23 protein-coding genes are annotated in these 19801 nt (G+C 41.4%); 4 read left to right on the forward strand and 19 right to left on the reverse strand.

Annotated elements, in window-relative coordinates; genetic code table 11:
• Window position 1 precedes the first annotated feature (1 nt).
• From urtD to HWQ39_RS20950, 10 genes are all read right to left on the reverse strand, one after another.
• A complete protein-coding gene (urtD, locus tag HWQ39_RS20905) occupies window positions 2–748 on the reverse strand; it encodes an urea ABC transporter ATP-binding protein UrtD (RefSeq protein ID WP_292849171.1) in 747 nt (248 codons plus the stop codon).
• A complete protein-coding gene (gene urtC / locus HWQ39_RS20910; protein WP_292849257.1) occupies window positions 723–1844 on the reverse strand; it encodes an urea ABC transporter permease subunit UrtC in 1122 nt (373 codons plus the stop codon). Before urtC ends, urtD begins: the two co-directional genes overlap by 26 nt.
• An 82-nt stretch (window positions 1845–1926) precedes the next feature.
• The gene (urtB, locus tag HWQ39_RS20915; protein WP_292849173.1) at window positions 1927–3087 is read right to left on the reverse strand and encodes an urea ABC transporter permease subunit UrtB; all 1161 of its coding nucleotides are present in this window, start codon (window positions 3085–3087) and stop codon (window positions 1927–1929) included.
• A 121-nt stretch (window positions 3088–3208) separates the two neighbouring features.
• Window positions 3209–4525 carry an urea ABC transporter substrate-binding protein gene (gene urtA / locus HWQ39_RS20920; RefSeq protein WP_292849175.1) on the reverse strand — a complete coding sequence of 439 codons (1317 nt, stop codon included), beginning with the start codon at window positions 4523–4525 and terminating at the stop codon, window positions 3209–3211.
• A 287-nt stretch (window positions 4526–4812) separates the two neighbouring features.
• Window positions 4813–5235, reverse strand: a complete 423-nt coding sequence (locus HWQ39_RS20925; protein WP_292849177.1) for an ester cyclase — start codon at window positions 5233–5235, stop codon at window positions 4813–4815.
• Between the two features lie 155 nt (window positions 5236–5390).
• Entirely contained in the window at window positions 5391–6530 is a 1140-nt protein-coding gene (locus tag HWQ39_RS20930; RefSeq protein WP_292849179.1) for an FAD-binding oxidoreductase, read from the reverse strand.
• An 18-nt stretch (window positions 6531–6548) separates the two neighbouring features.
• Window positions 6549–7442, reverse strand: coding sequence for a 2-oxoglutarate and iron-dependent oxygenase domain-containing protein (locus HWQ39_RS20935; RefSeq protein ID WP_292849181.1), 894 nt, complete (start codon window positions 7440–7442; stop codon window positions 6549–6551).
• Window positions 7443–7636: 194 nt separating this feature from the next.
• Complete coding sequence (locus tag HWQ39_RS20940; protein WP_292849183.1) at window positions 7637–7948, reverse strand: transposase; 312 nt, start codon at window positions 7946–7948, stop codon at window positions 7637–7639.
• A complete protein-coding gene (locus HWQ39_RS20945) occupies window positions 7929–8120 on the reverse strand; it encodes a hypothetical protein (RefSeq protein WP_292849185.1) in 192 nt (63 codons plus the stop codon). Before HWQ39_RS20945 ends, HWQ39_RS20940 begins: the two co-directional genes overlap by 20 nt.
• A gap of 5 nt (window positions 8121–8125) precedes the next feature.
• The gene (locus HWQ39_RS20950) at window positions 8126–8512 is read right to left on the reverse strand and encodes an IS630 transposase-related protein (protein ID WP_292849187.1); all 387 of its coding nucleotides are present in this window, start codon (window positions 8510–8512) and stop codon (window positions 8126–8128) included.
• Between HWQ39_RS20950 and HWQ39_RS20955 the strand changes: the two genes are divergently transcribed.
• Both HWQ39_RS20955 and HWQ39_RS20960 read left to right on the forward strand, forming a co-directional pair.
• Entirely contained in the window at window positions 8511–8969 is a 459-nt protein-coding gene (locus HWQ39_RS20955; RefSeq protein WP_292849189.1) for a GNAT family N-acetyltransferase, read from the forward strand. The two genes, HWQ39_RS20950 and HWQ39_RS20955, sit on opposite strands and share 2 nt — an antisense overlap.
• Window positions 8966–9469, forward strand: coding sequence for a GNAT family N-acetyltransferase (locus HWQ39_RS20960; RefSeq protein WP_292849191.1), 504 nt, complete (start codon window positions 8966–8968; stop codon window positions 9467–9469). Before HWQ39_RS20955 ends, HWQ39_RS20960 begins: the two co-directional genes overlap by 4 nt.
• Window positions 9470–9762: 293 nt before the next feature.
• Here HWQ39_RS20960 and HWQ39_RS20965 read toward each other — a convergent pair whose 3' ends face one another.
• The 7 genes from HWQ39_RS20965 to HWQ39_RS20995 form a co-directional block, all read right to left on the reverse strand.
• Window positions 9763–10317, reverse strand: a complete 555-nt coding sequence (locus tag HWQ39_RS20965; RefSeq protein WP_292849193.1) for an NUDIX hydrolase — start codon at window positions 10315–10317, stop codon at window positions 9763–9765.
• Between the two features lie 39 nt (window positions 10318–10356).
• Complete coding sequence (locus HWQ39_RS20970; protein WP_292849195.1) at window positions 10357–10935, reverse strand: class I SAM-dependent methyltransferase; 579 nt, start codon at window positions 10933–10935, stop codon at window positions 10357–10359.
• 2 nt (window positions 10936–10937) lie between these two features.
• The gene (locus tag HWQ39_RS20975; protein WP_292849197.1) at window positions 10938–11663 is read right to left on the reverse strand and encodes a hypothetical protein; all 726 of its coding nucleotides are present in this window, start codon (window positions 11661–11663) and stop codon (window positions 10938–10940) included.
• A gap of 11 nt (window positions 11664–11674) precedes the next feature.
• Window positions 11675–12061 (reverse strand): oxalurate catabolism protein HpxZ, encoded by a 387-nt coding sequence (gene hpxZ, locus HWQ39_RS20980; protein WP_292849199.1) that lies wholly within the window; start codon window positions 12059–12061, stop codon window positions 11675–11677.
• Window positions 12062–12128: 67 nt separating this feature from the next.
• Window positions 12129–13382 carry an MFS transporter gene (locus HWQ39_RS20985; RefSeq protein ID WP_292849201.1) on the reverse strand — a complete coding sequence of 418 codons (1254 nt, stop codon included), beginning with the start codon at window positions 13380–13382 and terminating at the stop codon, window positions 12129–12131.
• 26 nt (window positions 13383–13408) lie between these two features.
• On the reverse strand, window positions 13409–14185 hold the full coding sequence (locus tag HWQ39_RS20990) for a sulfite exporter TauE/SafE family protein (protein WP_292849203.1): 777 nt from the start codon (window positions 14183–14185) through the stop codon (window positions 13409–13411).
• 71 nt (window positions 14186–14256) lie between these two features.
• Window positions 14257–14907, reverse strand: a complete 651-nt coding sequence (locus HWQ39_RS20995) for an HAD family hydrolase (RefSeq protein WP_292849205.1) — start codon at window positions 14905–14907, stop codon at window positions 14257–14259.
• A gap of 99 nt (window positions 14908–15006) precedes the next feature.
• Here HWQ39_RS20995 and HWQ39_RS21000 point away from each other — a divergent pair, with 99 nt between their 5' ends.
• A complete protein-coding gene (locus HWQ39_RS21000) occupies window positions 15007–17238 on the forward strand; it encodes an FdhF/YdeP family oxidoreductase (protein ID WP_292849207.1) in 2232 nt (743 codons plus the stop codon).
• A 191-nt stretch (window positions 17239–17429) separates the two neighbouring features.
• Here the strand turns inward: HWQ39_RS21000 and HWQ39_RS21005 are convergent, their stop codons facing one another.
• Window positions 17430–17879, reverse strand: coding sequence for an orange carotenoid protein N-terminal domain-containing protein (locus tag HWQ39_RS21005; protein WP_292849209.1), 450 nt, complete (start codon window positions 17877–17879; stop codon window positions 17430–17432).
• A 341-nt stretch (window positions 17880–18220) separates the two neighbouring features.
• Here HWQ39_RS21005 and HWQ39_RS21010 point away from each other — a divergent pair, with 341 nt between their 5' ends.
• Window positions 18221–18952, forward strand: coding sequence for a Uma2 family endonuclease (locus tag HWQ39_RS21010; protein WP_292849211.1), 732 nt, complete (start codon window positions 18221–18223; stop codon window positions 18950–18952).
• Window positions 18953–19376: 424 nt separating this feature from the next.
• Here the strand turns inward: HWQ39_RS21010 and HWQ39_RS21015 are convergent, their stop codons facing one another.
• Window positions 19377–19685, reverse strand: a complete 309-nt coding sequence (locus tag HWQ39_RS21015; RefSeq protein WP_292849213.1) for a prevent-host-death family protein — start codon at window positions 19683–19685, stop codon at window positions 19377–19379.
• Window positions 19686–19801: the final 116 nt, after the last annotated feature.

Genomic DNA, 19801 nt, shown 5'->3' on the forward strand with positions numbered 1-19801 from the left:
TTCATTCTTCCTGTTTTCCTAAATACACCTCAATCACACGAGAGTCATTTTGCACTTCTTCAAAATTACCTTCGCACAATACCGAACCTTCATGTAACACCGTTACTTTCTTAGCAATTTGACGCACAAATTCCATATCATGTTCAATTACTAAAATTGAATGACTCTGCGCTAATGCTAAAAGTAATTCGCCTATGTTATAGGTTTCTTCATCTGTTAAACCAGCAACAGGTTCATCAACGAGTAACAAATCAGGTGACTGTGCTACTAACATCCCAATTTCTAAACGTTGCTTTTCTCCGTGAGAAAGTAAAGCTGCTTTTATATCAGCTTTTAGCGTTAAACCGATAGTTTCTAATAATCCTTTAATATTATTCTTTTCAACAGCATTAGAACGCTCAAATAAAGTAGAAAAGACATTTTTCTTTTTATTGCTGGTAATTTCCAGATTTTCGCGGGGCGTTAAGTTCAGGTAAATTCGGGGAGTTTGAAACTTGCGCCCAATTCCCAATCGGGCAATTTTATATTCGGGTAAAGAACGTAGATTTCTTCCTTTAAATAAAACTCGCCCGACAGTTGGTTGTACTTTTCCCGTAATTACATCAAGAAATGTTGTCTTTCCCGCACCATTCGGGCCAATTACTACTCGTAATTCACCCACATCCATACTAAAGTTAAGCTGATTTAAAGCTTTAAAACCGTCAAAACTAACAGTTACGTTTTCAGTTTCCAATATTTTCGCGTTCATGTTGCACTTCGGCGTCTTCTTCCAAGGTGGGATATGTCGCAATTTCTTGACGACGGTTGAAAAAGGAAATATTCTGACTACGCAACCATCCCACGATACCGTCAGGAAGGACTGTGACGACTATCAAAAATAGTGCGCCTTGGAAAAATAGCCAGATTTCGGCAAACTGTTCGCTTAAAAAAGTGCGGGCATAATTGACTAACAAAGTTCCGACAATCGCGCCAATTAAAGTAGCGCGTCCGCCTACAGCCACCCAAATCACCATTTCAATCGAAAAGGCAATATCCATTGCTCTAGGTGAGACAGAACCACTTTGAATGGTGTAAAATGCTCCTGCTATGCCTGCGATCGCACCTGAAACTGCAAACACCAACACCTTAAAATCTGTAGGGTCGTAGCCAGAAAATCTTACCCGGCTTTCATCATCACGAATCGCTATCAACAACCTCCCAAAGCGTCCAGTTGTCAACCAGCGACAAATGCCGTAGGTGATTGCGAGAAACACTACCGTCAGCGTGTAGAAAATAAACTGCGTTTTGGCATCGCTGACCGTTGCGCCAAACAAGGTTGTAAAATCTATCAGTCCGTTCGTGCCGTTGAAAAATTGTTGTTGACCATTAAAGAAGTTGAAAAATACAATAGTTCCGGCTTGAGTCAATATAGAAAAATAAACTCCCTTGAGACGATTTCGGAAAACCAAATATCCCAACAAACCCGCCAATAACCCCGGAATTAGTACCACCAAAGCTATTGTCAAAGGAAAAGAATAAAAAGGTTGCCAAAAAGTGGGAAGTTCTGTAACCCCATAAAGTCCCATGAAATCAGGCAATTCTCCAGTCGGGACTTGGAGTTTCAGGTACATTGCGATCGCATAGCCACCCAAACCAAAGAAGATACCATGTCCTAAACTCAATAGACCAGTATACCCCCAAATCAAATCGATACCCAAAGCCACAATCGCCAGCGATAAAAATCGCCCCAACAAATTCAGGCGAAACTCCGAAAGCACCACTGGCATAATAATTATAAGGAAGAGTGCGATCGCAACCACTACCCCAACTTCGATTAAAATTAACCTTCCCCCCTTCTTTCTCATTCTCTGCGTCCTCCCTTCGGGTTCACCAGTCGCCTGCGGAGGGAAACCCTCCCGCAGCGCTGGTTCACTGCGTCTCTGCGGTTCAAACATCAACAGTACGTCCCTTCTGCGGAAAAATCCCCCCAGGCTTCCACTGTAAAAACACAATAATCAGCGCAAACACCATCACCTTCGCCATACTCGTCGTCGCAAAAAAAGTAAACAAATCTGCCAAAGGCTTAACAGGACTCAACAACAAAGCCAGAGTCCCAGAACCAATTAAAAAATTAGCCGTACCAATACCCAAAGCAGCCACAATCGTCCCGGCTAAATTCCCCACACCCCCAACGACAACAACCATAAAAGTATCAATAATATAGTTTTGTCCCGTATTTGGCCCTACAGAACCAAGCAAACTAATCGCACATCCAGCCACACCAGCTAAACCAGAACCCAGTGCAAAAGTAATTGCATCAACCTTTTGAGTTGGGATACCCAAACAAGCGCTCATACTCCGGTTTTGCGTCACCGCGCGAATTCTTAAACCCCAGCTAGAACGTTGTAAAAATAAATAAATTCCTGCTACACAGATTATTGTTAAAGCAATAATAAATAATCTGGCAAAGGGCAATTGCACACCACCTAAGGATACCCCTGCTTGTAACCAAGTCGGTGCTGTCACATCTACATTTTGAGCGCCAAACCAAGGTTGAGTCACTCCTAACTGATAAGTTTGACTCAATAAATTGCCCGTTGTGATTGTCACTCCCAGCGATAATAAAAATATCACCGCCACAATCCAGTTACGAACCCTTCCCAAATCAGTGCGAGAATTTAAAATCCATAAACCTCCAAAAAACAATAGAGAAAATAAGCCGATACCAATTATCAATACCCAATTTACACTGCGGACAAACTGCTGAAAAATTAAACTTACTCCCCAAGTTGCCAATAGAGTTTCTAACGGGCGTCCATAGAGATAACGAATCACGCCTCTTTCTAAAATTAATCCCACACCAGCCGTGAATATAAAAGCAATAATCAAAGCCAAAAATATATAGACTTCAAACCACACCCCACCCAATTGTTTGCAAATATTTTGGACAACAAATGTTGTATAAGCGCCGAACATCATTAATTCGCCATGCGCCATATTGATGACGCCCATCAATCCAAATATAATAGCTAGTCCCAGCGCAGCAATTAATAATACAGCGCCAATACTAATACCATTAAATACAGCTTCTAAAAATCCTGCTAACACTTATTTCTCCACAACAGCTATCAGCTTTTTTAGTCATCAGTCCTTTGTCCTTTGTTGCTTGTAACTATTAACCGATGACAAATGACTAATGACAAATGACTAATGACAAATGACTAATGAATTAAACTTTCTTGAACTTACCACCCTTAGCAGGGTCACTCCAATCACAAGCAAATCCCTTAGTTTCTTTCACAAATTGATTCCAAGGAACTGGCTCAACTGCTGCCGGAGTCGCATAGACAATATCAAACAAACCATCTTGTCTAACTTGACCAATCCGCACAATTTTGGATATGTGATGATTGGCATCCATTGTTATTTTCCCTTCAGGTGCATCTAGAGTTTGACCATAAGCCGCAGCACTTACCTTAGCTATATCTGTAGTACCAGCTTTTTGGACTGCTTGTTTCCACAAATAAACTGCAATGTATGCTGCTTCCATTGGGTCATTTGTCACCCGATTTTCACCGTATTCTTTTTTGAAAGCTGCTACAAACTTCTTATTAGCAGGTGTGTCCACTGTTTGGAAATAGTTCCAAGCTGCATAATGACCTTTGAGATACTCTACACCAATTGCTTTAACTTCTTCTTCAGCAATACTTACAGACATAGAGGGATATTTATCTGGTGTCAATCCAGCCCCTTTCAATTGTTTGAAAAAAGCAACGTTGCTATCACCATTTAAAGTGTTGTAAATCACGCCCCCATTCGGCAAGTTTTGCTTGATTTTAGTAATGATTGGTGTAACTTCTGTGTTACCAAGAGGTAAATAATCTTCACCAACTGTTTTGCCGCCTAAAGCTTCCAGTTGAGCTTTAATGATGGTATTAGCTGTCCGGGGAAAAACGTAGTCAGAGCCAACTAAGAAGAATTCTTTGCCCTTATTTTTTAACAGCCAATCAACAGATGGTTCGATTTGTTGATTTGGTGCAGCGCCAGTGTAGAAAATATTTTTAGAACACTCTTGACCTTCGTATTGCACAGGATACCAGAGCATGTGGTTTTTGCTCTCGAATACTGGCTTAACGTTCTTGCGGCTAGCAGAAGTCCAACAACCAAAAACTACAGCAACTTTATCTTGATCGATTAGCTTAGTTGCCTTTTCTCTAAAAGTATCCCAGTTAGAAGCGCCATCTTCGGTAATTGCTTCAATTTGTTTACCTAAGACACCACCAGCAGCGTTAATTTCTTTGATTGCTAACTTTTCAGCATCAACAACGCTTTTTTCACTAATAGACATCGTACCACTCAGAGAGTGCAAAATACCTACTTTGATGGTGTCACCAGTAGTAGCCGCCGCTGGTGAAGCCGTAGGAGTCGCGGCTGGACTCTCTGTAGCAGTTGGAGAATTATTCGCGCAAGCTTTCAAAAAAAAGCTGCTTCCAAAAGTTAAAGAACCGTAAATAATAAACTTGCGTCGGTTAAATTGTCTTCTCATCTTTTTATGAATTTTCCTCTTGATGAATCAGCCAACTTATAGAAAGCTGACAATATCAATCTATAAAGTGTGATATTAGTGCGATAGTTTACTAGTAAAAAGTGACGCCTTATACAAAAAATTTGGTTTTTGTAATAAAAAACAAACTTTTTAAGATTAAGCTTTGTGAACTTTATAAAGATTCTTATATCTATGCAAATACTTATGGAATATCTCTTTTCAAAATTCTGGTCTGTGCTGAATAGATAGCTGGTTAACACAACAATAGTTTTAATCAACTACCGCTATTACTCAGATATTCCTGGTTCAATCCGTGCCCCAAGCTGAAGAACCCGTCCAAGATCGTCAGCGTTTCGCCAGGTTTCAATTATCTTGCCGTCGACAATATAATGAATGAATGTAGCAGTGAATATCTGCTGATGACCGCGACTTGGTATGCCAAGAAAACTCTCTTGGATGCAGGTATTAGTCGCACGCACAACAACTTTGTCACCTTCAGCGATTACGTCTTCAATTGTCCATTTCTGCTGGATAGTCCCAAATGAGCCAAAGAGTTTGCGTACCCCTTCAGGGCCAAGGGGAAGTCCTGGTAAACCACCGTGCATTTTCCAATTAGGGGCGGTTATCTCGCAAATTTCTTCGATCTTATGCTCGCTAATAAGTTCCATCCACCGTTGAGCAATGATTTTGTTGTCCTCAATGGAAGACATTACTGCTGTTCCTTTAGTGAAAATTAGGCAACTCTAATTATTTAGACAGACAAGATGCACTATTGTCAATTAACCAAGTTTGAGATTGAATTAAAATCAGTGCAGCGCTTAATTTACCAGCATCAGTAATATTTGTGTTTTTCACTGCGGGGCTTTTAGATTAGCATTTGTGTAATAACTCCATCTTTCTGGCCAGTTGCAAAATTAGCAAAGCGCTTTGCCAAAGGTGGTATAAGTACTAGGGGATTGCTAAATCCAGAGAAAACATGAACGCTTTCAAATCCTGGAATAGCACCAATTAAGGGGAGTTGATTGCTACTAAATGCCACTAAGCAGTGATACCAAGTCCCTGGTAAATTCTCCAATGCTGGTAAAATTTGACCAACACCTTTTCGCAACCATTTTTCGCTTACCTCTGAGTTTACCTTGGCATGAGGATCTGCGATCGCACGGCTAATTTGACCAATGCAGATACTACCATCTTGAAACTGGATTGCACCCGCATCTAAAATTGGTGGTACTAACTCGTTGCCAAGTTCATCCCACAATTCATCAACTTGAGTCGATTCAGCTTCTAGTTGAAACCGTTGCACATTAGCTGGCATAACTAAGGTGCGTAACCTGACATCAACGGGTGGGGTTTCAATGATTTCTGCGTGGGTGAAATATAACTTGATGGGAATACCAGCAGATTTGAGAAGCTGGCGGCTGAGTCCACCTGCACAAATGACAACGTTAGCGCTGTGAAAAGTTGCAGTGGTGGTTTTGACACCATCTTGTAATACTTGCAATACTTGAGAAATCTGCATCTCACCCCCAGCACGTTCAAAAGCTTGGATGTAAGCTTGTGCTGTTTTTTCTGGGTGAATATGACCATGTTTGACAGTTAAAGCCCCAGATATCGCCTCTCGATTTAGCAGCGGTTCCAACTCACAAGCTTCTTGAACGCTGAGTAAACGGGGAGGAATGGCAGAATGATTATATGATGCAGCAGTTGTTTCTGGGTCAGAATCGGCTGAAATAGTTAGTAATAAATCTAACTCCCGAAATTGGATATCAGCGTTTAACTCTTGAGCTAGGATCTGATAACGTGCGATCGCTTCTTCGCACAATAGCCGAGTTAGTGGTGTACTACCCGACCAATAGGCAAGCCCACCATAACTATAGCGAGTTGCATTCTGTGGTTTGCTGTATTGCTCCAACAAAAGTACAGAAAAGCCAGTTTTAGCCAATTCATAAGCGAGTGCAGCACCCGTAATTCCACCGCCAACCACAATCCAGTCGTAGGTTTTCATATTAAATGTCTTTCTTAATCACGAATTACTATAAGTTGCTTGTAAACGACTTAAAAGATATTCTCCCGCAAGGATAGGGGGATAAATAGGCAATTGTTTTTTCTGGCAACTTTCCAGACAAGCAATTTCTGTATCATCATTAGGATGACAGAAAAAAGCGATAGAATATCGGGACTGCTTCACCCTGTTATCACTGGGAATCATCACTCGATGTTTGGTTGAGCAAAATATATCATTTGTCCACCGTTGCATTAAATTACCAGTATTGACTACTACAGTATCAGGAATTGTAGGTGCGGCAATCCACTCTCTAGATGCTGTCTGTACTTCTAACCCACCAACATCATCTTGGAAAAGTAAGGTAATACTGCCATAATCGGAATGCTCACCAGCACGCACTTGTCCACGTTTGGGTGGTATTTGTAATGGTGGATAATGTAATAGTCGCAAAGTATGATTTTGTTGATTGTGTCTTATAGTAAAATAATTTTCTGGCAATTCCAACGCCAACGCATAAGCTTGTAATATCGTGTTGGCAAGTTCTGTGCAACTATCATAAAAGGTGACAATAGAGGCATCTATTGTTACAGCCGCTTGTTTGTTTACATTCAACGCCTCTTTCAAGTCGCCTGGTTTCTTGGGGTTAAGACATTCTCTCTCAATACCAACGTAACCCGTATTACTAAATTCATCACTCCAAGCTTGCTTTTGCTTAACTTCTAAAGGTAAATTAAAGAAATATTTGCTATGGTTGAATACTCGCTTGATTAGGTTTTGTGATATTCCCAAATTTTGCAAGTACATGAAACCAATTTCATGACAAGCTTGATAAATTTGTTTGACAACATCTTGCCGAGTTGCTGCATTGCCATGAGTAAAGGCAGTTAAATCAATTACTGGAATAATGACCATTGATATTTGTATCTTTTTTATTTTGTTTAATTGTTCTGCGGAGACATAAACTTTGCTTAAAATTATCCAGGTAGAAACTGACGAACATAAACCTCATATACAAGAAGTATTTTGGGAATATTTTCACGAAACCAAGTTGAAATTCAGCGAGCAATTCGGCATCAATTTAGATGTTATAGCAACCGCCAGCATGGTTAGGACGCTAAGTGCAGGACATACTCCATCGCATCACGTAGACAATCAAACTGGTCAAGTTGCTTGCGAATCCGACTTTTGAGCCAAGACCAGCATCGCTCAATCTTATTAAAGTCCGGTGAATAAGCAGGTAAGTAGAGCAACTCACATCCGGCTTCCTGAATCAGTAGTTCAATGCGACCTCCTTTATGAAACGTGGCATTATCCATGACCACTACCTGCCCTGGTTTGAGTAGGGGAATCAGACAAGTTTCCAGCCAAATCTCAAATACAGCCCGATTACAGGCTCCTTCAACAGTAAACGGAGCCATCAGTTGCCCAAAACATTGGGCTGCTCCCCATATTCACTCGCCCTTGTCGTCGTCCTGACTTCAAGGCATAAAACCGTTGTCCTCTCTCATTCCAGCCAAAACCGTAGTCTTCTCGGTTGTCCATACCTGCTTCATCCACATAAACAATCGTTTCATCTGCAAGGCTGGCCAACCGCTCTATGAAAGTTTGCCGTTTCGACTCATCCCGTTCGAGGTAGCCGTAGGTCTTTTTTTTCGCGTAAATCCAATTTTCTTTAGAGCTCGTGAGATTGTGCGATCGCTAATCTCACCCTGCCATAATTGCGCCATCTCCACCTGGGTTTTATATCCATGAGTCTTGGCAAACGCCCGAAACTGCTCCCAGTCTGTAATTTTATGGTTGTTGCCTCTTGGTCGGTTAGGCAATGCTCTCACATCTCCCGTTTGGGCTTTACGTTGCAACCACAGGTTGATCGTGTTGCGGCTGATATTGAACAGTTCACTCGCTTCGCTTTTCTTGAGTCCATCTAACTCGATCGCTTGGATCACTTTCTGACGGAAGTCGTAACTGTAGGGTTTAGGCATGGCAGAGCAGACGATAGCAGATCACGATAACACCTTTAGTTTACGTCCTAACTATCCTGGCGGTTGCTATAATACATTTTTTGAGCATTATATGACTCAACTGCACGAATTTCTACCCCCTTCAGGACGCTTGCTTTTAGGAGAATACGAGTTAAAAATAGCTGGCTGCGCTTGCTTGCGAAAGATTGGTGAAGATATTGGCGAAATTAAAAGAATGTATGTAAAACCAGAATTTCGTAGAAAAGGAATTGGTCGGTATTTATTAGAAGCTATCATCCATGAAGCTGCCTACATTGGTTACTCAAAGATACGTTTAGACAGCACCCCTTTTGCCAAAGAAGCACAAGTACTTTATCGTCTACTTGGCTTTCAGGATATAGAGCCGTATTTGGAAAAAACAGAGATTCCTTTAGAATATCGAGCAAACTGGGTTTTTATGGAATTAGTTTTAAAATGATTAACATCCGTTGTGAAACTCTGGCAGACTACACAAGAATAGCTGAGGTGAACACATTAGCCTTTGTCCAGGAAAATGAGGCTAAACTCGTGGAAGAAATTCGCCGTTCTGACCGCTATATTTCAAAACTTTCTCTAGTTGCAGAGGTTAAAAATGTTGTAGTTGGTCACATTTTATTTAGTTATATTGATCTAGTGGGTGAAAAAACATTACAGGTACTCGGTTTAGCGCCTTTAGCAGTTCATCCACAGTTTCAAAGACAAGGCATTGGCAGCACACTCATAAAAGTAGGGTTAGAAATAGCAGAGGCAAAGGGAGAAACCATAGTTATTGTACTAGGTCATCCAGAATTTTATACTCGCTTTGGCTTTCAACCTTCAATTATTTATGAAATCGAGTCTCCTTTTCCAGTACCAGAGGATGTATTTATGGTTAAGCCACTGCAAAGCTATCACCAAAAATACAAAGGAAAAGTTGTTTATCCACCAGCTTTTAAGTAGGTGGATCTAAATATATATAAGATAGTTCGTCATTGCGAACGAAGTGAAGCAATCGCAAAGACTGAGATTGCCACGCTTCACTTCGTTCCGCTCGCAATGACATTTTATATTTAATAGCATCTACTTACTTAATGGACTAGAATTCGAGTCTATGAAAAAAGCTGAGGTGAATACATTGGTCTTTGGACAAGAAAACGCGGCTAAACTTGTGAAGTAAATTCGCCGTTATGACCTATATATTCCAGAACTTTCTCTGATTGCAGAGTTTGAAAATATTGTAGTCAGTCATCTTACTACAACTTATCAAGTTTTTTGAGAGCAAAAAATAATGAACTAATATGTAATGTTTGCAGAATTTTACCATTGTCAATAAGTTGGATTAAATTTTTTAGCGGCAACAAAACGACATCAATCTGTTCTGTAACATCTAACTTTAAATCAGATACACGTTCTACATCTGTTGCTAAAAAACAATGGGTTAAATTGCTATGATTAGCTGGGTTTGGTGATAATATACCAGTCTCAATAAAATTATTGCTAGTATAACCAGTCTCTTCCAATAATTCGCGCTTTGCAGCTTCTAATGGGAAAACATCTTCAGCCTCTACAGCACCGCTGGGCAATTCTAAAATTGTTTTTTTCAGACCGTGGCGATATTGCTCTACTAAAACAACCTCCTGATTTTTGGTTAAAGCTACAACATTTACCCATGTTGGATATTCCAGAACATAATAGGGGTCAACTATTGTTCCATTAGGCATTTGGCAAGTATCAGAGCGTACTGAAATCCATCTGTCTTTTATTATGTACGTAGATTTTAATACAACCCAATCAAATGAATTTTCCATATTTAAACATCTATTTGTCTGCTTTTTACAGTAATTATTTCATTGAATGCGTGTTGCTATAATCACTGAATTTTTTGCTGTTACGCGAATTTCTGTTGCAGCAATCCGAGGATCTTTGAGCCAAAATTCCCTGATTGGATCTGTGCGTCCATGCCATTCTGGAGGCCAGTATTCTTCGGGTGTGAGATCGTCTAGTAAGATGAAGCCTCCAGGCTTGAGAGCAGTTATCAATGTCTGAGGTTCTGTAAGTTTTGCCTTTCCGCCATCGGCAAATAACAAATCAAAGGGAGCATAGGTAAGTAAGTCGCGCCAGTCGCCTTGAAGTGCGCGGACATTAGACTTATCTGCAAATAGCTGTTGCACAACTTTGGCACGATCGCGATCGCTCTCGATCGTAATCAATGTACTATCTGGGTGTAATGCGCTCACAATCCACGCTGCACCAACCCCACACCCGCTACCAATCTCGCCAATTTGACCCTGTGTGATGTGGCTGGTGAGGACGTACAACAGACGACCAACTTCTGGGAGTGAGGATTGGGTAAACTCAAGTTGTGCAGCTAGGGATTCGGCCTGCTGCACTAATGATGGACTAGAGGCGATAGGATAATTTGTCATGTCTACTTCTTGACCAAAACTTCTCGCAGAACCACTGCTAAATCCTGCAATGCACGTTCGCCATCTCCCACAAATGTTGAACCGTGCATTGTTGCCAGTGTACGCGGGTTAAGGGCTGCTAATTCCTGGAGAATGCGATCGGTATGTGTTGTATATGGTATGTAATTGGGAAAAGGACTTGCTTCATAATTGACGATTGTTTGACGGAACCGTTCAATCACATCAGACTCAGTTATTGCTTCCACATCTCCAAAGTGGTGGAAGAGGTCTGAGCAAAACAGCGTCTTATGAGTAGTTTCAAAGAATAATCCTGCATCCCAACCGTGGGGAACTTGTGGTGTATGGTGAAACTGAAAATTATATTTACCAGTGTTTAAAACTTCAGCTTGTTGCATAATCTTGGATGGACGAATTGCAAAATCATCTACGCTCACAAAGGCTGCTATGGGGCTACAAACTGTCTGAGCATTTGGCGCAATGGAAAGCCATTCATTTAGCGATCCACATTCATCAGCTTCAAAATGGCTAAAGCTAATCCAGCGAATTTGTGATGGGTCAATAATCTTTGCCACTGCATCATGTACTAGTGGAAACATCCCTTTTAGACCCGTATGAAATAATAATGGTTCTTCATCCTTCACTAAAAATTGGATGAATTGCATATCTATTTTTGGGTCATAGGTTGAGATGCGATAGATATCTGGGGCAATTTCGATAATGCTAGTCATAGTTTTAAAACTCACACTGGTAATAATGAAACATGGGCTGAAACAACCTTCCAGCCTTCGGTAAACCTGTACCAAGTCTGGCTTTGTCGCCCGAAACGCTCTACACCATTGATAATCCGGTGAAATTCTAAAGTCACTGTTGCTGCATCTTTCCCAAAGGCTGCAACCTTGAGATTCAAGATTTCTCGCTCTATTTTTGGGTTTGGTCGATTCTGGCGAAAATTACGAACTTCATCACCGCCATAGAGGTTTTCTGTGATGCCAAATCGCACTACTTCGGGCGCATCCCAAAACAAGCTGTCCATCACCTCCAAATTGTTATTAGAAAGGGCTTCTTCATACTTGAGGTACAAATCAGTTACTTCAGCTACAACAGTAGGGTCATTTACAGTAGTCATTGTTGTTACCAATTTTTGGTATCATGAATGATTATGCACTTTTTCAAATGCCAGAGCTATTTTTCTTTTAAGCTCCTTCAGTACGTAGATTTAAACGAACCAGATCGCGGAAGGTAGAGATTTGCTGCATAAATAAAATTGAGCCTGCAATACAAATACTTGCGCCAAGGATGACAGTATTGCTACTACCAATTTTACTTGCTAGTGCGCCAGCTATTAAGTTGCCTATAGGTACTGCGCCTGTAGATGCCATAACGTAAAGACCGGTAATTTGTCCGCGATTTTCATCAGTCACCAACAACTGAAGCAAAGTACGTCCGGCAATTATCTGCAAAATAAAGCCGAAACCAGCTGCAAATAATGAGAGCAGTGAAAGCCAGAATACACGGGATAGGGCAAAGATAATCAAGCTTATTCCCATAAAACCTATACCCAATGCTAGAACTTTACCCGATTCCAGTACATTGCTATGTTTAGTTAAATAGATACCACCTGCTAAGGTTCCCAAACTGGAAGCTGTCATTAAGAAACCGAAGGTGTTAGGGCCACCTTGCAAAATCTCCTTGGCAAAAATCGGCCCCAAAGCTAAATAAAATCCCCATACGCAGCAGACTAAAGCCGAACCAATCAAGACTGAGCGAATTGGTAAAAATCCAAAGGCATATTTAAAACTAGTTTTTAATTCTTCTAAAGGTTTGCGTTTGGAAATAACGGCTTTTCTGGATGTCAGCCGTATTGCTAGGAGGGCAATAATTACAGCAATGTAACTGATGCTATCAATTAGGAAACATAGTCCCGATCCTATTGCCATAATTAGTAAACCTGCGATCGCAGGCCCCAACATACTCGTCACACTCACCAGCGAAGAGTACAAGGCAAAGGCATTACCAAGATTTTCCTTAGCAACTGTTTCGGGAAGAAATGCCTGCCGAGTCGGAATATCGAAGGCGTTGATAATCCCTTGCAGCACACCAAGAATTGCAATGTACTCGATATTAATCGTACCGCTTAGGGCTAACCACGTTAGAGCTAAAGACTGAAGCATCCCTAGAATTTGGGCAACTAGTAGAATTTGATGACGATTCCAGCGATCGGCAATGATTCCACCCAGAGGAATTAATAGAAGTGTGGGAATTTGGCTAGCAAAGCCTACTAGACCTAGTAACCAAGGTGAATCGCTGAGGCGATATACTAACCAACTAGTAGCCACTTGAGTCATTGACGTACCAATCAGAGAAATTGCCTGACCTGTGTAGTACAGGCGAAAATTTCTGGAACTAAAAGCACGTAGCATGACTTGTGATTTTTTTGATGCTTCCATATATCACCCTGAGTAGTTCCCAGTTCTTAACCGTGAATAAAAAAGTAGGCAGTCATCGTAAAGGCAACAATCATGACAAATTTCCGAATTAAGTGCGGTTCAAGTTGACGAGCATAATGGGCGCTTAAGTAACCACCAAGAGAGCCACCGACTGCCATCAAAATAGCTTGATGCCAAGCAATCACACCTGCAAAAATAAATGGAATAATGGCAATACCATTGATACAACTCCCTAAAAATGTTTTAAAAGCATTCATTTTGTGAATACTTTTGATACCTAAAAATGTCAGAGTTGCCAGCATTAAAATCCCTAAACCTGCGCCAAAGAAACCGCCATAGATGGCGATCGCAAGTTGAGCCAGTGCCAAATTAAACAAAGGCACAGATTCCGGTGATGTATTCTGGTTTCGATGCTGCAACCACTTTTTAAACGGTTCGCCAAAGGTAAACACAACTGTTGCTAGCAGCAATAGATAGGGAATCAGCTTTTTAAAGACATCTGGCGATGTGTACAACAAAGCGATAGAGCCAATCATGCCACCAACTAAACTGACACCACATAAAAGTAAAAAATCTCGCCGATCGATGCCCAAATCTTGACGATATGCTCCAGCACTGGCTAGAGCAGCCACCCAAATTGCAGTATTATTGGTGGCGTTAGCTGCGATCGGCGGTACACCCGTAAAAATGAGAGTTGGAAACGTGATAAAGCTTCCACCACCTGCGACAGCATTTAACCCACCTGCAATAAAAGCAGTACTAAATAGAAGTAAGCTATGGAAAAGTGTTAAAGATGGTGGCATTATTTTGAATTACGAATTACGTTAGCGTTAGCGAAGCGGTAGCGAGTAATCGAGCGTCCGCAGAAGCGTTATTACGAATTAATTAATCTGAGAATATCACTTGGAGAATGGGCAATCAAGTCAGCACCATGAGCTTTCAATTCCTCCTCAGTTCCATAGCCATAGGTAACGCCTATTGAAGCGATGTGATGGCGCTTGGCTCCAATGATGTCATGTGAGCGATCGCCTACCATCACCACAGTAGAAGGTAAAAGTTTTTCTGTTAATAAAATATGATGAATTAAGTCACCTTTTATGCTCCGCGTTCCATCAAGTTCACTACCATAAATACCATCAAAAAGCAACGATAAACCAAAATAGTCAATAATTTGTGCTGCATAAATATATGGTTTAGAAGTTGCAACAAAAGTTTTATAACCAGCAAAACGAATGGCTTTTAAAACTTCTGGAATTTGGGGATAAAGGGCGTTTTGAAATAATCCAATTGTTGCAAAGCGATGACGATAAAGTAAAATCGCTTGTTCAATTACTGTGGCATCTAAGGTATTGAGTAATTGCGAAAAGCTATCTTTCAGTGGTGGGCCAATACACCAATGTAATTCATCAGCATCCGGTGGTCTGTAACCGAGTTCAGAGAGCGCATACTGAATGCAACCAGTGATGCCAAGCTTAGGATCTGTCAAAGTCCCGTCAAGATCAAAAAGAATAGCCGAGGAAAGCATATTTTAATTCGTAATGATGCCCGAATACTTGCTAGTGCTACGCTAACGTAATTCGTAATACGGTAGCCTAGAAGAACCCAGCAACTCACACACTGTATCATGTTACCTAAACCCAAAAAGAACTGGACACCTTCAAATTGGGCAAGTTGGAAGCCTTTTGGCATTGGCGAACAGTATCCCAATAACTACTGGGAGGTATTTCGCGCAATGTGGCTGTCTCGCGACAAACTACCCTACGCGTGGAATATTCTCGATAAAGGTGTCTGCGATGGTTGCGCTCTTGGAACAACCGGGATGAAGGATTGGACTTTAGATGGTATCCATCTCTGCAATGTCCGGTTACGGCTGTTGCGGATGAATACGATGCCAGCTTTTGACCCTGTGCTACTAGAGGATATTTCACAGTTACAAAAGCAAAAAAGTGCCCAATTACGCGACTTGGGACGGCTTCCTTACCCAATGATTCGTCAACGTGGGGAAAAAGGGTTTCGCCGTGTTAGCTGGGATGAAGCTTTAGAGGTAATTAGCGATCGCATCCGCACTACCACACCAGACCGTCTCAGTTTCTATGTTACCAGTCGCGGTACTGTCAACGAAACTTATTATGCTACCCAAAAAGCTGTACGGGCAATGGGAAGCAATAATATTGATAATGCTGCTCGTATTTGCCATTCTCCCAGTACAGCAGGGTTGAAAGCGGCTCTCGGTGCTACGGCTACCACCTGTTCTTATAAAGACTGGATTGGAACTGATTTATTAGTCTTTATTGGCTCGAATGTTGCTAATAATCAGCCTGTTACCGTCAAGTATCTCCATTACGCTAAGAAAGCTGGCACTAGAATTGTAGTTATTAACACTTACCGCGAGCCGGGAATGGAGCGCTACTGGGTTCCCTCAATTGTCGAAAGTGCTGTTTTTGGTACAAAGTTTGCCGAAGACTTCTTCTTAATCAATATGGGCGGGGATATAGCATTTTTGAATGGCACTATTAAACATATTATTGCTAACAACTGGGTAGACCAGTCATTTATAGATTTATACACAGTTGGCTTTGCCGAACTCAAAACATCTTTAGAAAGCCAATCTTGGGAAGAATTAGAGCGGCTTTCTGGGACATCCCGCGAGTCAATGTACGCCTTTGCCAAAATGGTCAAAGAAGCGAATAAAGCCGTATTTGTTTGGAGTATGGGCATTACTCAGCATGAATGCGGCGAAGATAATGTGCGAAGTATCATTAACTTAGCTCTTACCAAAGGTTTTGTCGGTCGCGAAGGCTGCGGTTTAATGCCAATTCGCGGCCACTCTGGGGTACAGGGTGGTGCAGAGATGGGATGTTACGCGACAGTATTTCCTGGTGGTAAATCTATCACCCCAGAAAATGCTGCCCAATTGAGTCAACATTGGGGCTTTGAAGTGCCAGCAAGTAAAGGTTTAATTGCCCCAGAAATGATTAGCGCCGCACATCAGGGAGAAATAGAAGTATTGTTTTCTGTGGGCGGGAATTTTTTGGAAGTGCTGCCAGAACCAGATTATGTGGAAGCGGCACTGAAGCAAATACCCCTGCGGGTACATATCGATATTGTTCTCTCTAGCCAAATGTTGGTGGAACCCGCTGATACTGTGGTGCTTTTACCTGCGACGACTCGCTACGAAATACCAGGAGGAGTTACAGAAACTAACACCGAACGCCGGGTAATTTTCAGTCCAGAAATTCCGGGGCCACGCATTGGGGAAGCGCGTCCTGAGTGGGAAGTGTTTTTAGAATTGGCAAGGCGGGTAAAACCAGATTTGGCAGATAAGCTGGCTTTTGCCGATACAGCTGCTATCCGTCAAGAAATTGCTCAAGTCGTTCCCCAATATGCTGGTATTCAACATTTACAGCAAGCTGGCGATCAGTTTCAATATGGTGGTTCGCATTTATGCTTTGGCTGGAATTTCCCCACAGCAGATGGTAAAGCACACTTTGGCGTATTATTGCCACGCCAAAGAGAATTACCAGAAGGTTATTTTTTATTAGCAACCCGCCGAGGCAAACAATTTAATAGTATGGTGCAGGAACGCAAGGATGCAATTACTGGGGCGATGCGAGAGGCGGTGCTAATGAATGCTGCTGATGCGGAACAGTTGGGTTTAAAAGATCGCGATCGCGTCATCCTTAAGAATGATTTAGGCGAGTTGTTATGTCAAGTCTATATTGCCCCAATTCAGTCAGGAAACTTGCAAGTACATTGGCCAGAAGGGAATGTGCTACTAGATAAGAGTAAGCGATCGCTCGAAGGTGTACCTGATTATAATGCGATCGTGCGGTTGGAAAAAAAATGCGACAAATAGACCATTTGTAGAGAGGCGATGAATCGCGTCTTTACTTGATAAAATTTGCATCAAAACTACCGCAAAGATGAGCATCTCTGCGGTAATTCTAAGTTAACCACTATTAAAGTAGAGCAAAAACAGCCATATCTAGCTTAATTGCTATCAGTTATCCCCAATTTTAGATACCCATTGAGAGTTTTTAGACTTATCTAACCTATCGCTTCCACCACACTCAACATGAAATTAATCCGTTGCTCAAAATCCAGATTTTTGATCAATGCGATAAATTCATCCGTTTCACCAGGAAGTTGATAGTCGGAGGGCACTGGAATTATGCTTCCATTCTCGATTCCTTGTGCCAGCAGAAACCAAACGTCTAATTTGGCATTGGGACTTAGACTATTATAGGTTTGGCTGATATCGTTAGCTGCACCATTAATAATGTCGCGTTGTGCTTGCAGTTGCTCTTCTTTAGACAAGTCGAGAAATTTGTCAAAGACTGCTTTAGCAGGAACTTCTACGCTTTGAGGAGGTGCTGGTTGTAGCTGCTCTTTAAGATCGAGATAACCGAACCAAAGTAGGGCTAGCTGAGTATCTACATCAAAGCGTTGAAAAATTTCTAAAGCTGGTCTTGTTGCTTCATCAATTGTGTAAGTCATAAAAAAGTCCAACTAAGCTAAGGGTATTCTGATTTCCTCAGTTACTTACTGAGAAAATTTGCTTTCAGTACTTCATACAACTTAACGAACAAATAGAGATGGATAACCCTACTTAGGGTAGGGATAGGATCACTACATAAGACAGATATAAATAACTTAAGTTGCTAGTTACAAAAATGATTGCTTTGATGTATGTAAAAGCTAAGTAACGTCTCTGACTCTGTGCGATCGCTTGAAGGGGTTCCTGATTATAATGCAATAGTACGCTTAGAAAAGCAAACCTAATATTAACGCTTTCCGACTGCTACGCTCGACTTAATATTACTCCAAAACTTGCAGCCATGTCTGTCGCCAAAGATTTTGAAACCACAGAAGATGTTATATTTCCACCAGGGGATTTAGAAAGTAACGAACCACCATTGGAAACATACCTACATTTGCAGCAAATGCTGCTATTGATAAAATGCCTTGATTGGTGGTGGCGAGACCACGACAACTTTTTTGCTGCTGGCAATCTTAGCATTCATTATAGTCCACGCCAGCGTAAATCCGAAGACTTTCGGGGGCCAGATTTCTTTGTTGTATTGGATACTGAACGCAAACCCCGTGATAGTTGGGTTGTTTGGGAAGAAGACGGCAAATATCCGAATTTGATTATAGAACTGCTTTCAAAGTCAACGGCAGCAATTGACAAGGGCTTAAAAAAACAAATTTACCAAGATATCTTTCGCACTCCTGAATATTTCTGGTTTGACCCCAAGAATCTAGAATTTGCTGGGTTTATTTTGGTGGGTGGTACGTATCAACCTATAGAACCCAACCCACAAGGATTGTTGTGGAGTCAGCAGCTAAGTTTGTACTTAGGCGTTCATGAAAATCAATTACGCTATTTCAATGCGGAAGGACAGTTAATGCCCACACCCGAAGAAATTGCCCAGTGGGAAGCGGAACGCGCCAAACAAGAAATACAACGTGCTGAACAAGAAATACAACGTGCTGAACAAGAAATACAACGTGCTGAACGCCTAGCAGCAAAACTGCGAGAATTGGGTGTTGACCCAGATACGATTTAAAGTATGTAGACTTGCTTTAAAAATTATGGAAGCTCAACCAAAAGAGATCAGAAATTATTTAAATACATATAAGCATCTCAGTAGTTAGTATCTGATGCATGGACAGTTGCTCTGCCCACAGACAAAGAAGCGATCGCAACGCTGACTTTAATTTACTCAAATTCTTCACCTAGATAAGATTGGCGACTATTGCGAACATGAAGAATTGCTACAATATTTTCTTGAACAACAAACAAAACTCGATATTTTCTTTGTTTTCCAATCCAGAGTTGTCGAATTTCACGACCAATGACTGCTGCCTCTGGTGCTATGCTACAGCGATTAGGAAATTATTGAAGTGAAGCGATCGCGTCTTGAAGTTCGTAATACCAGTTGTTGGCTATTTCAGCACTCAGGTTGTCGCACATCCAACGATAGGATGTTTCTATTTCTTGAAAGGCAGTAGGTTGAATGAGAACCTGGTAACTGATGGGCGAGGCGGAATGCCAAGTTGGTGTTGTAGGGTTGCCAAAGCTTGTTCAGCAGGAATCCCTTCACCCCGAGCAAACTCATCTAGTCCTTTACGAATACCTACTATTGTTTCTAGGTAATCAATACGTTCTAAGAGTTCTTTGTATGTGGCTAGTGGCTGTTTTGGGGCTGTCTTAAGTGATTTCAAAAACCCAAGTAGATCCTCTAGCAGTTCGTTTGGAGTGTTGTCGATTTCTTGTAATAGTAATTCTTTGATCGTCATTACAGTTAATAGATAAGATTTATGTTTCTAGTATAGCGATGCCTGCGGCGGTAAACTATGAACACTCTAAATTTTTCCAGAGAGAAGAAATAGAATTTTATTGCCTGAGTGCTTTG

Origin of the sequence: Nostoc sp. NMS8 (genome assembly GCF_017115045.1) — a bacterium.
GTDB lineage: Bacteria > Cyanobacteriota > Cyanobacteriia > Cyanobacteriales > Nostocaceae > Nostoc.

Bases quoted from the DNA above. Each gene is read 5' to 3' on its own strand.
- urtD (WP_292849171.1), bottom strand. From the start codon at position 748: ATGAACGCGAAAATATTGGAAACTGAAAACGTAACTGTTAGTTTTGAC.
- urtC (WP_292849257.1), bottom strand. From the start codon at position 1,844: ATGAGAAAGAAGGGGGGAAGGTTAATTTTAATCGAAGTTGGGGTAGTG.
- urtA (WP_292849175.1), bottom strand. From the start codon at position 4,525: ATGAGAAGACAATTTAACCGACGCAAGTTTATTATTTACGGTTCTTTA.
- HWQ39_RS20925 (WP_292849177.1), bottom strand. From the start codon at position 5,235: ATGTCTTCCATTGAGGACAACAAAATCATTGCTCAACGGTGGATGGAA.
- HWQ39_RS20930 (WP_292849179.1), bottom strand. From the start codon at position 6,530: ATGAAAACCTACGACTGGATTGTGGTTGGCGGTGGAATTACGGGTGCT.
- HWQ39_RS20935 (WP_292849181.1), bottom strand. From the start codon at position 7,442: ATGGTCATTATTCCAGTAATTGATTTAACTGCCTTTACTCATGGCAAT.
- HWQ39_RS20940 (WP_292849183.1), bottom strand. From the start codon at position 7,948: ATGGCTCCGTTTACTGTTGAAGGAGCCTGTAATCGGGCTGTATTTGAG.
- HWQ39_RS20955 (WP_292849189.1), top strand. From the start codon at position 8,511: ATGGCAGAGCAGACGATAGCAGATCACGATAACACCTTTAGTTTACGT.
- HWQ39_RS20950 (WP_292849187.1), bottom strand. From the start codon at position 8,512: ATGCCTAAACCCTACAGTTACGACTTCCGTCAGAAAGTGATCCAAGCG.
- HWQ39_RS20960 (WP_292849191.1), top strand. From the start codon at position 8,966: ATGATTAACATCCGTTGTGAAACTCTGGCAGACTACACAAGAATAGCT.
- HWQ39_RS20965 (WP_292849193.1), bottom strand. From the start codon at position 10,317: ATGGAAAATTCATTTGATTGGGTTGTATTAAAATCTACGTACATAATA.
- HWQ39_RS20970 (WP_292849195.1), bottom strand. From the start codon at position 10,935: ATGACAAATTATCCTATCGCCTCTAGTCCATCATTAGTGCAGCAGGCC.
- HWQ39_RS20975 (WP_292849197.1), bottom strand. From the start codon at position 11,663: ATGACTAGCATTATCGAAATTGCCCCAGATATCTATCGCATCTCAACC.
- hpxZ (WP_292849199.1), bottom strand. From the start codon at position 12,061: ATGACTACTGTAAATGACCCTACTGTTGTAGCTGAAGTAACTGATTTG.
- HWQ39_RS20985 (WP_292849201.1), bottom strand. From the start codon at position 13,382: ATGGAAGCATCAAAAAAATCACAAGTCATGCTACGTGCTTTTAGTTCC.
- HWQ39_RS20990 (WP_292849203.1), bottom strand. From the start codon at position 14,185: ATGCCACCATCTTTAACACTTTTCCATAGCTTACTTCTATTTAGTACT.
- HWQ39_RS20995 (WP_292849205.1), bottom strand. From the start codon at position 14,907: ATGCTTTCCTCGGCTATTCTTTTTGATCTTGACGGGACTTTGACAGAT.
- HWQ39_RS21000 (WP_292849207.1), top strand. From the start codon at position 15,007: ATGTTACCTAAACCCAAAAAGAACTGGACACCTTCAAATTGGGCAAGT.
- HWQ39_RS21005 (WP_292849209.1), bottom strand. From the start codon at position 17,879: ATGACTTACACAATTGATGAAGCAACAAGACCAGCTTTAGAAATTTTT.
- HWQ39_RS21010 (WP_292849211.1), top strand. From the start codon at position 18,221: ATGTCTGTCGCCAAAGATTTTGAAACCACAGAAGATGTTATATTTCCA.
- HWQ39_RS21015 (WP_292849213.1), bottom strand. From the start codon at position 19,685: ATGACGATCAAAGAATTACTATTACAAGAAATCGACAACACTCCAAAC.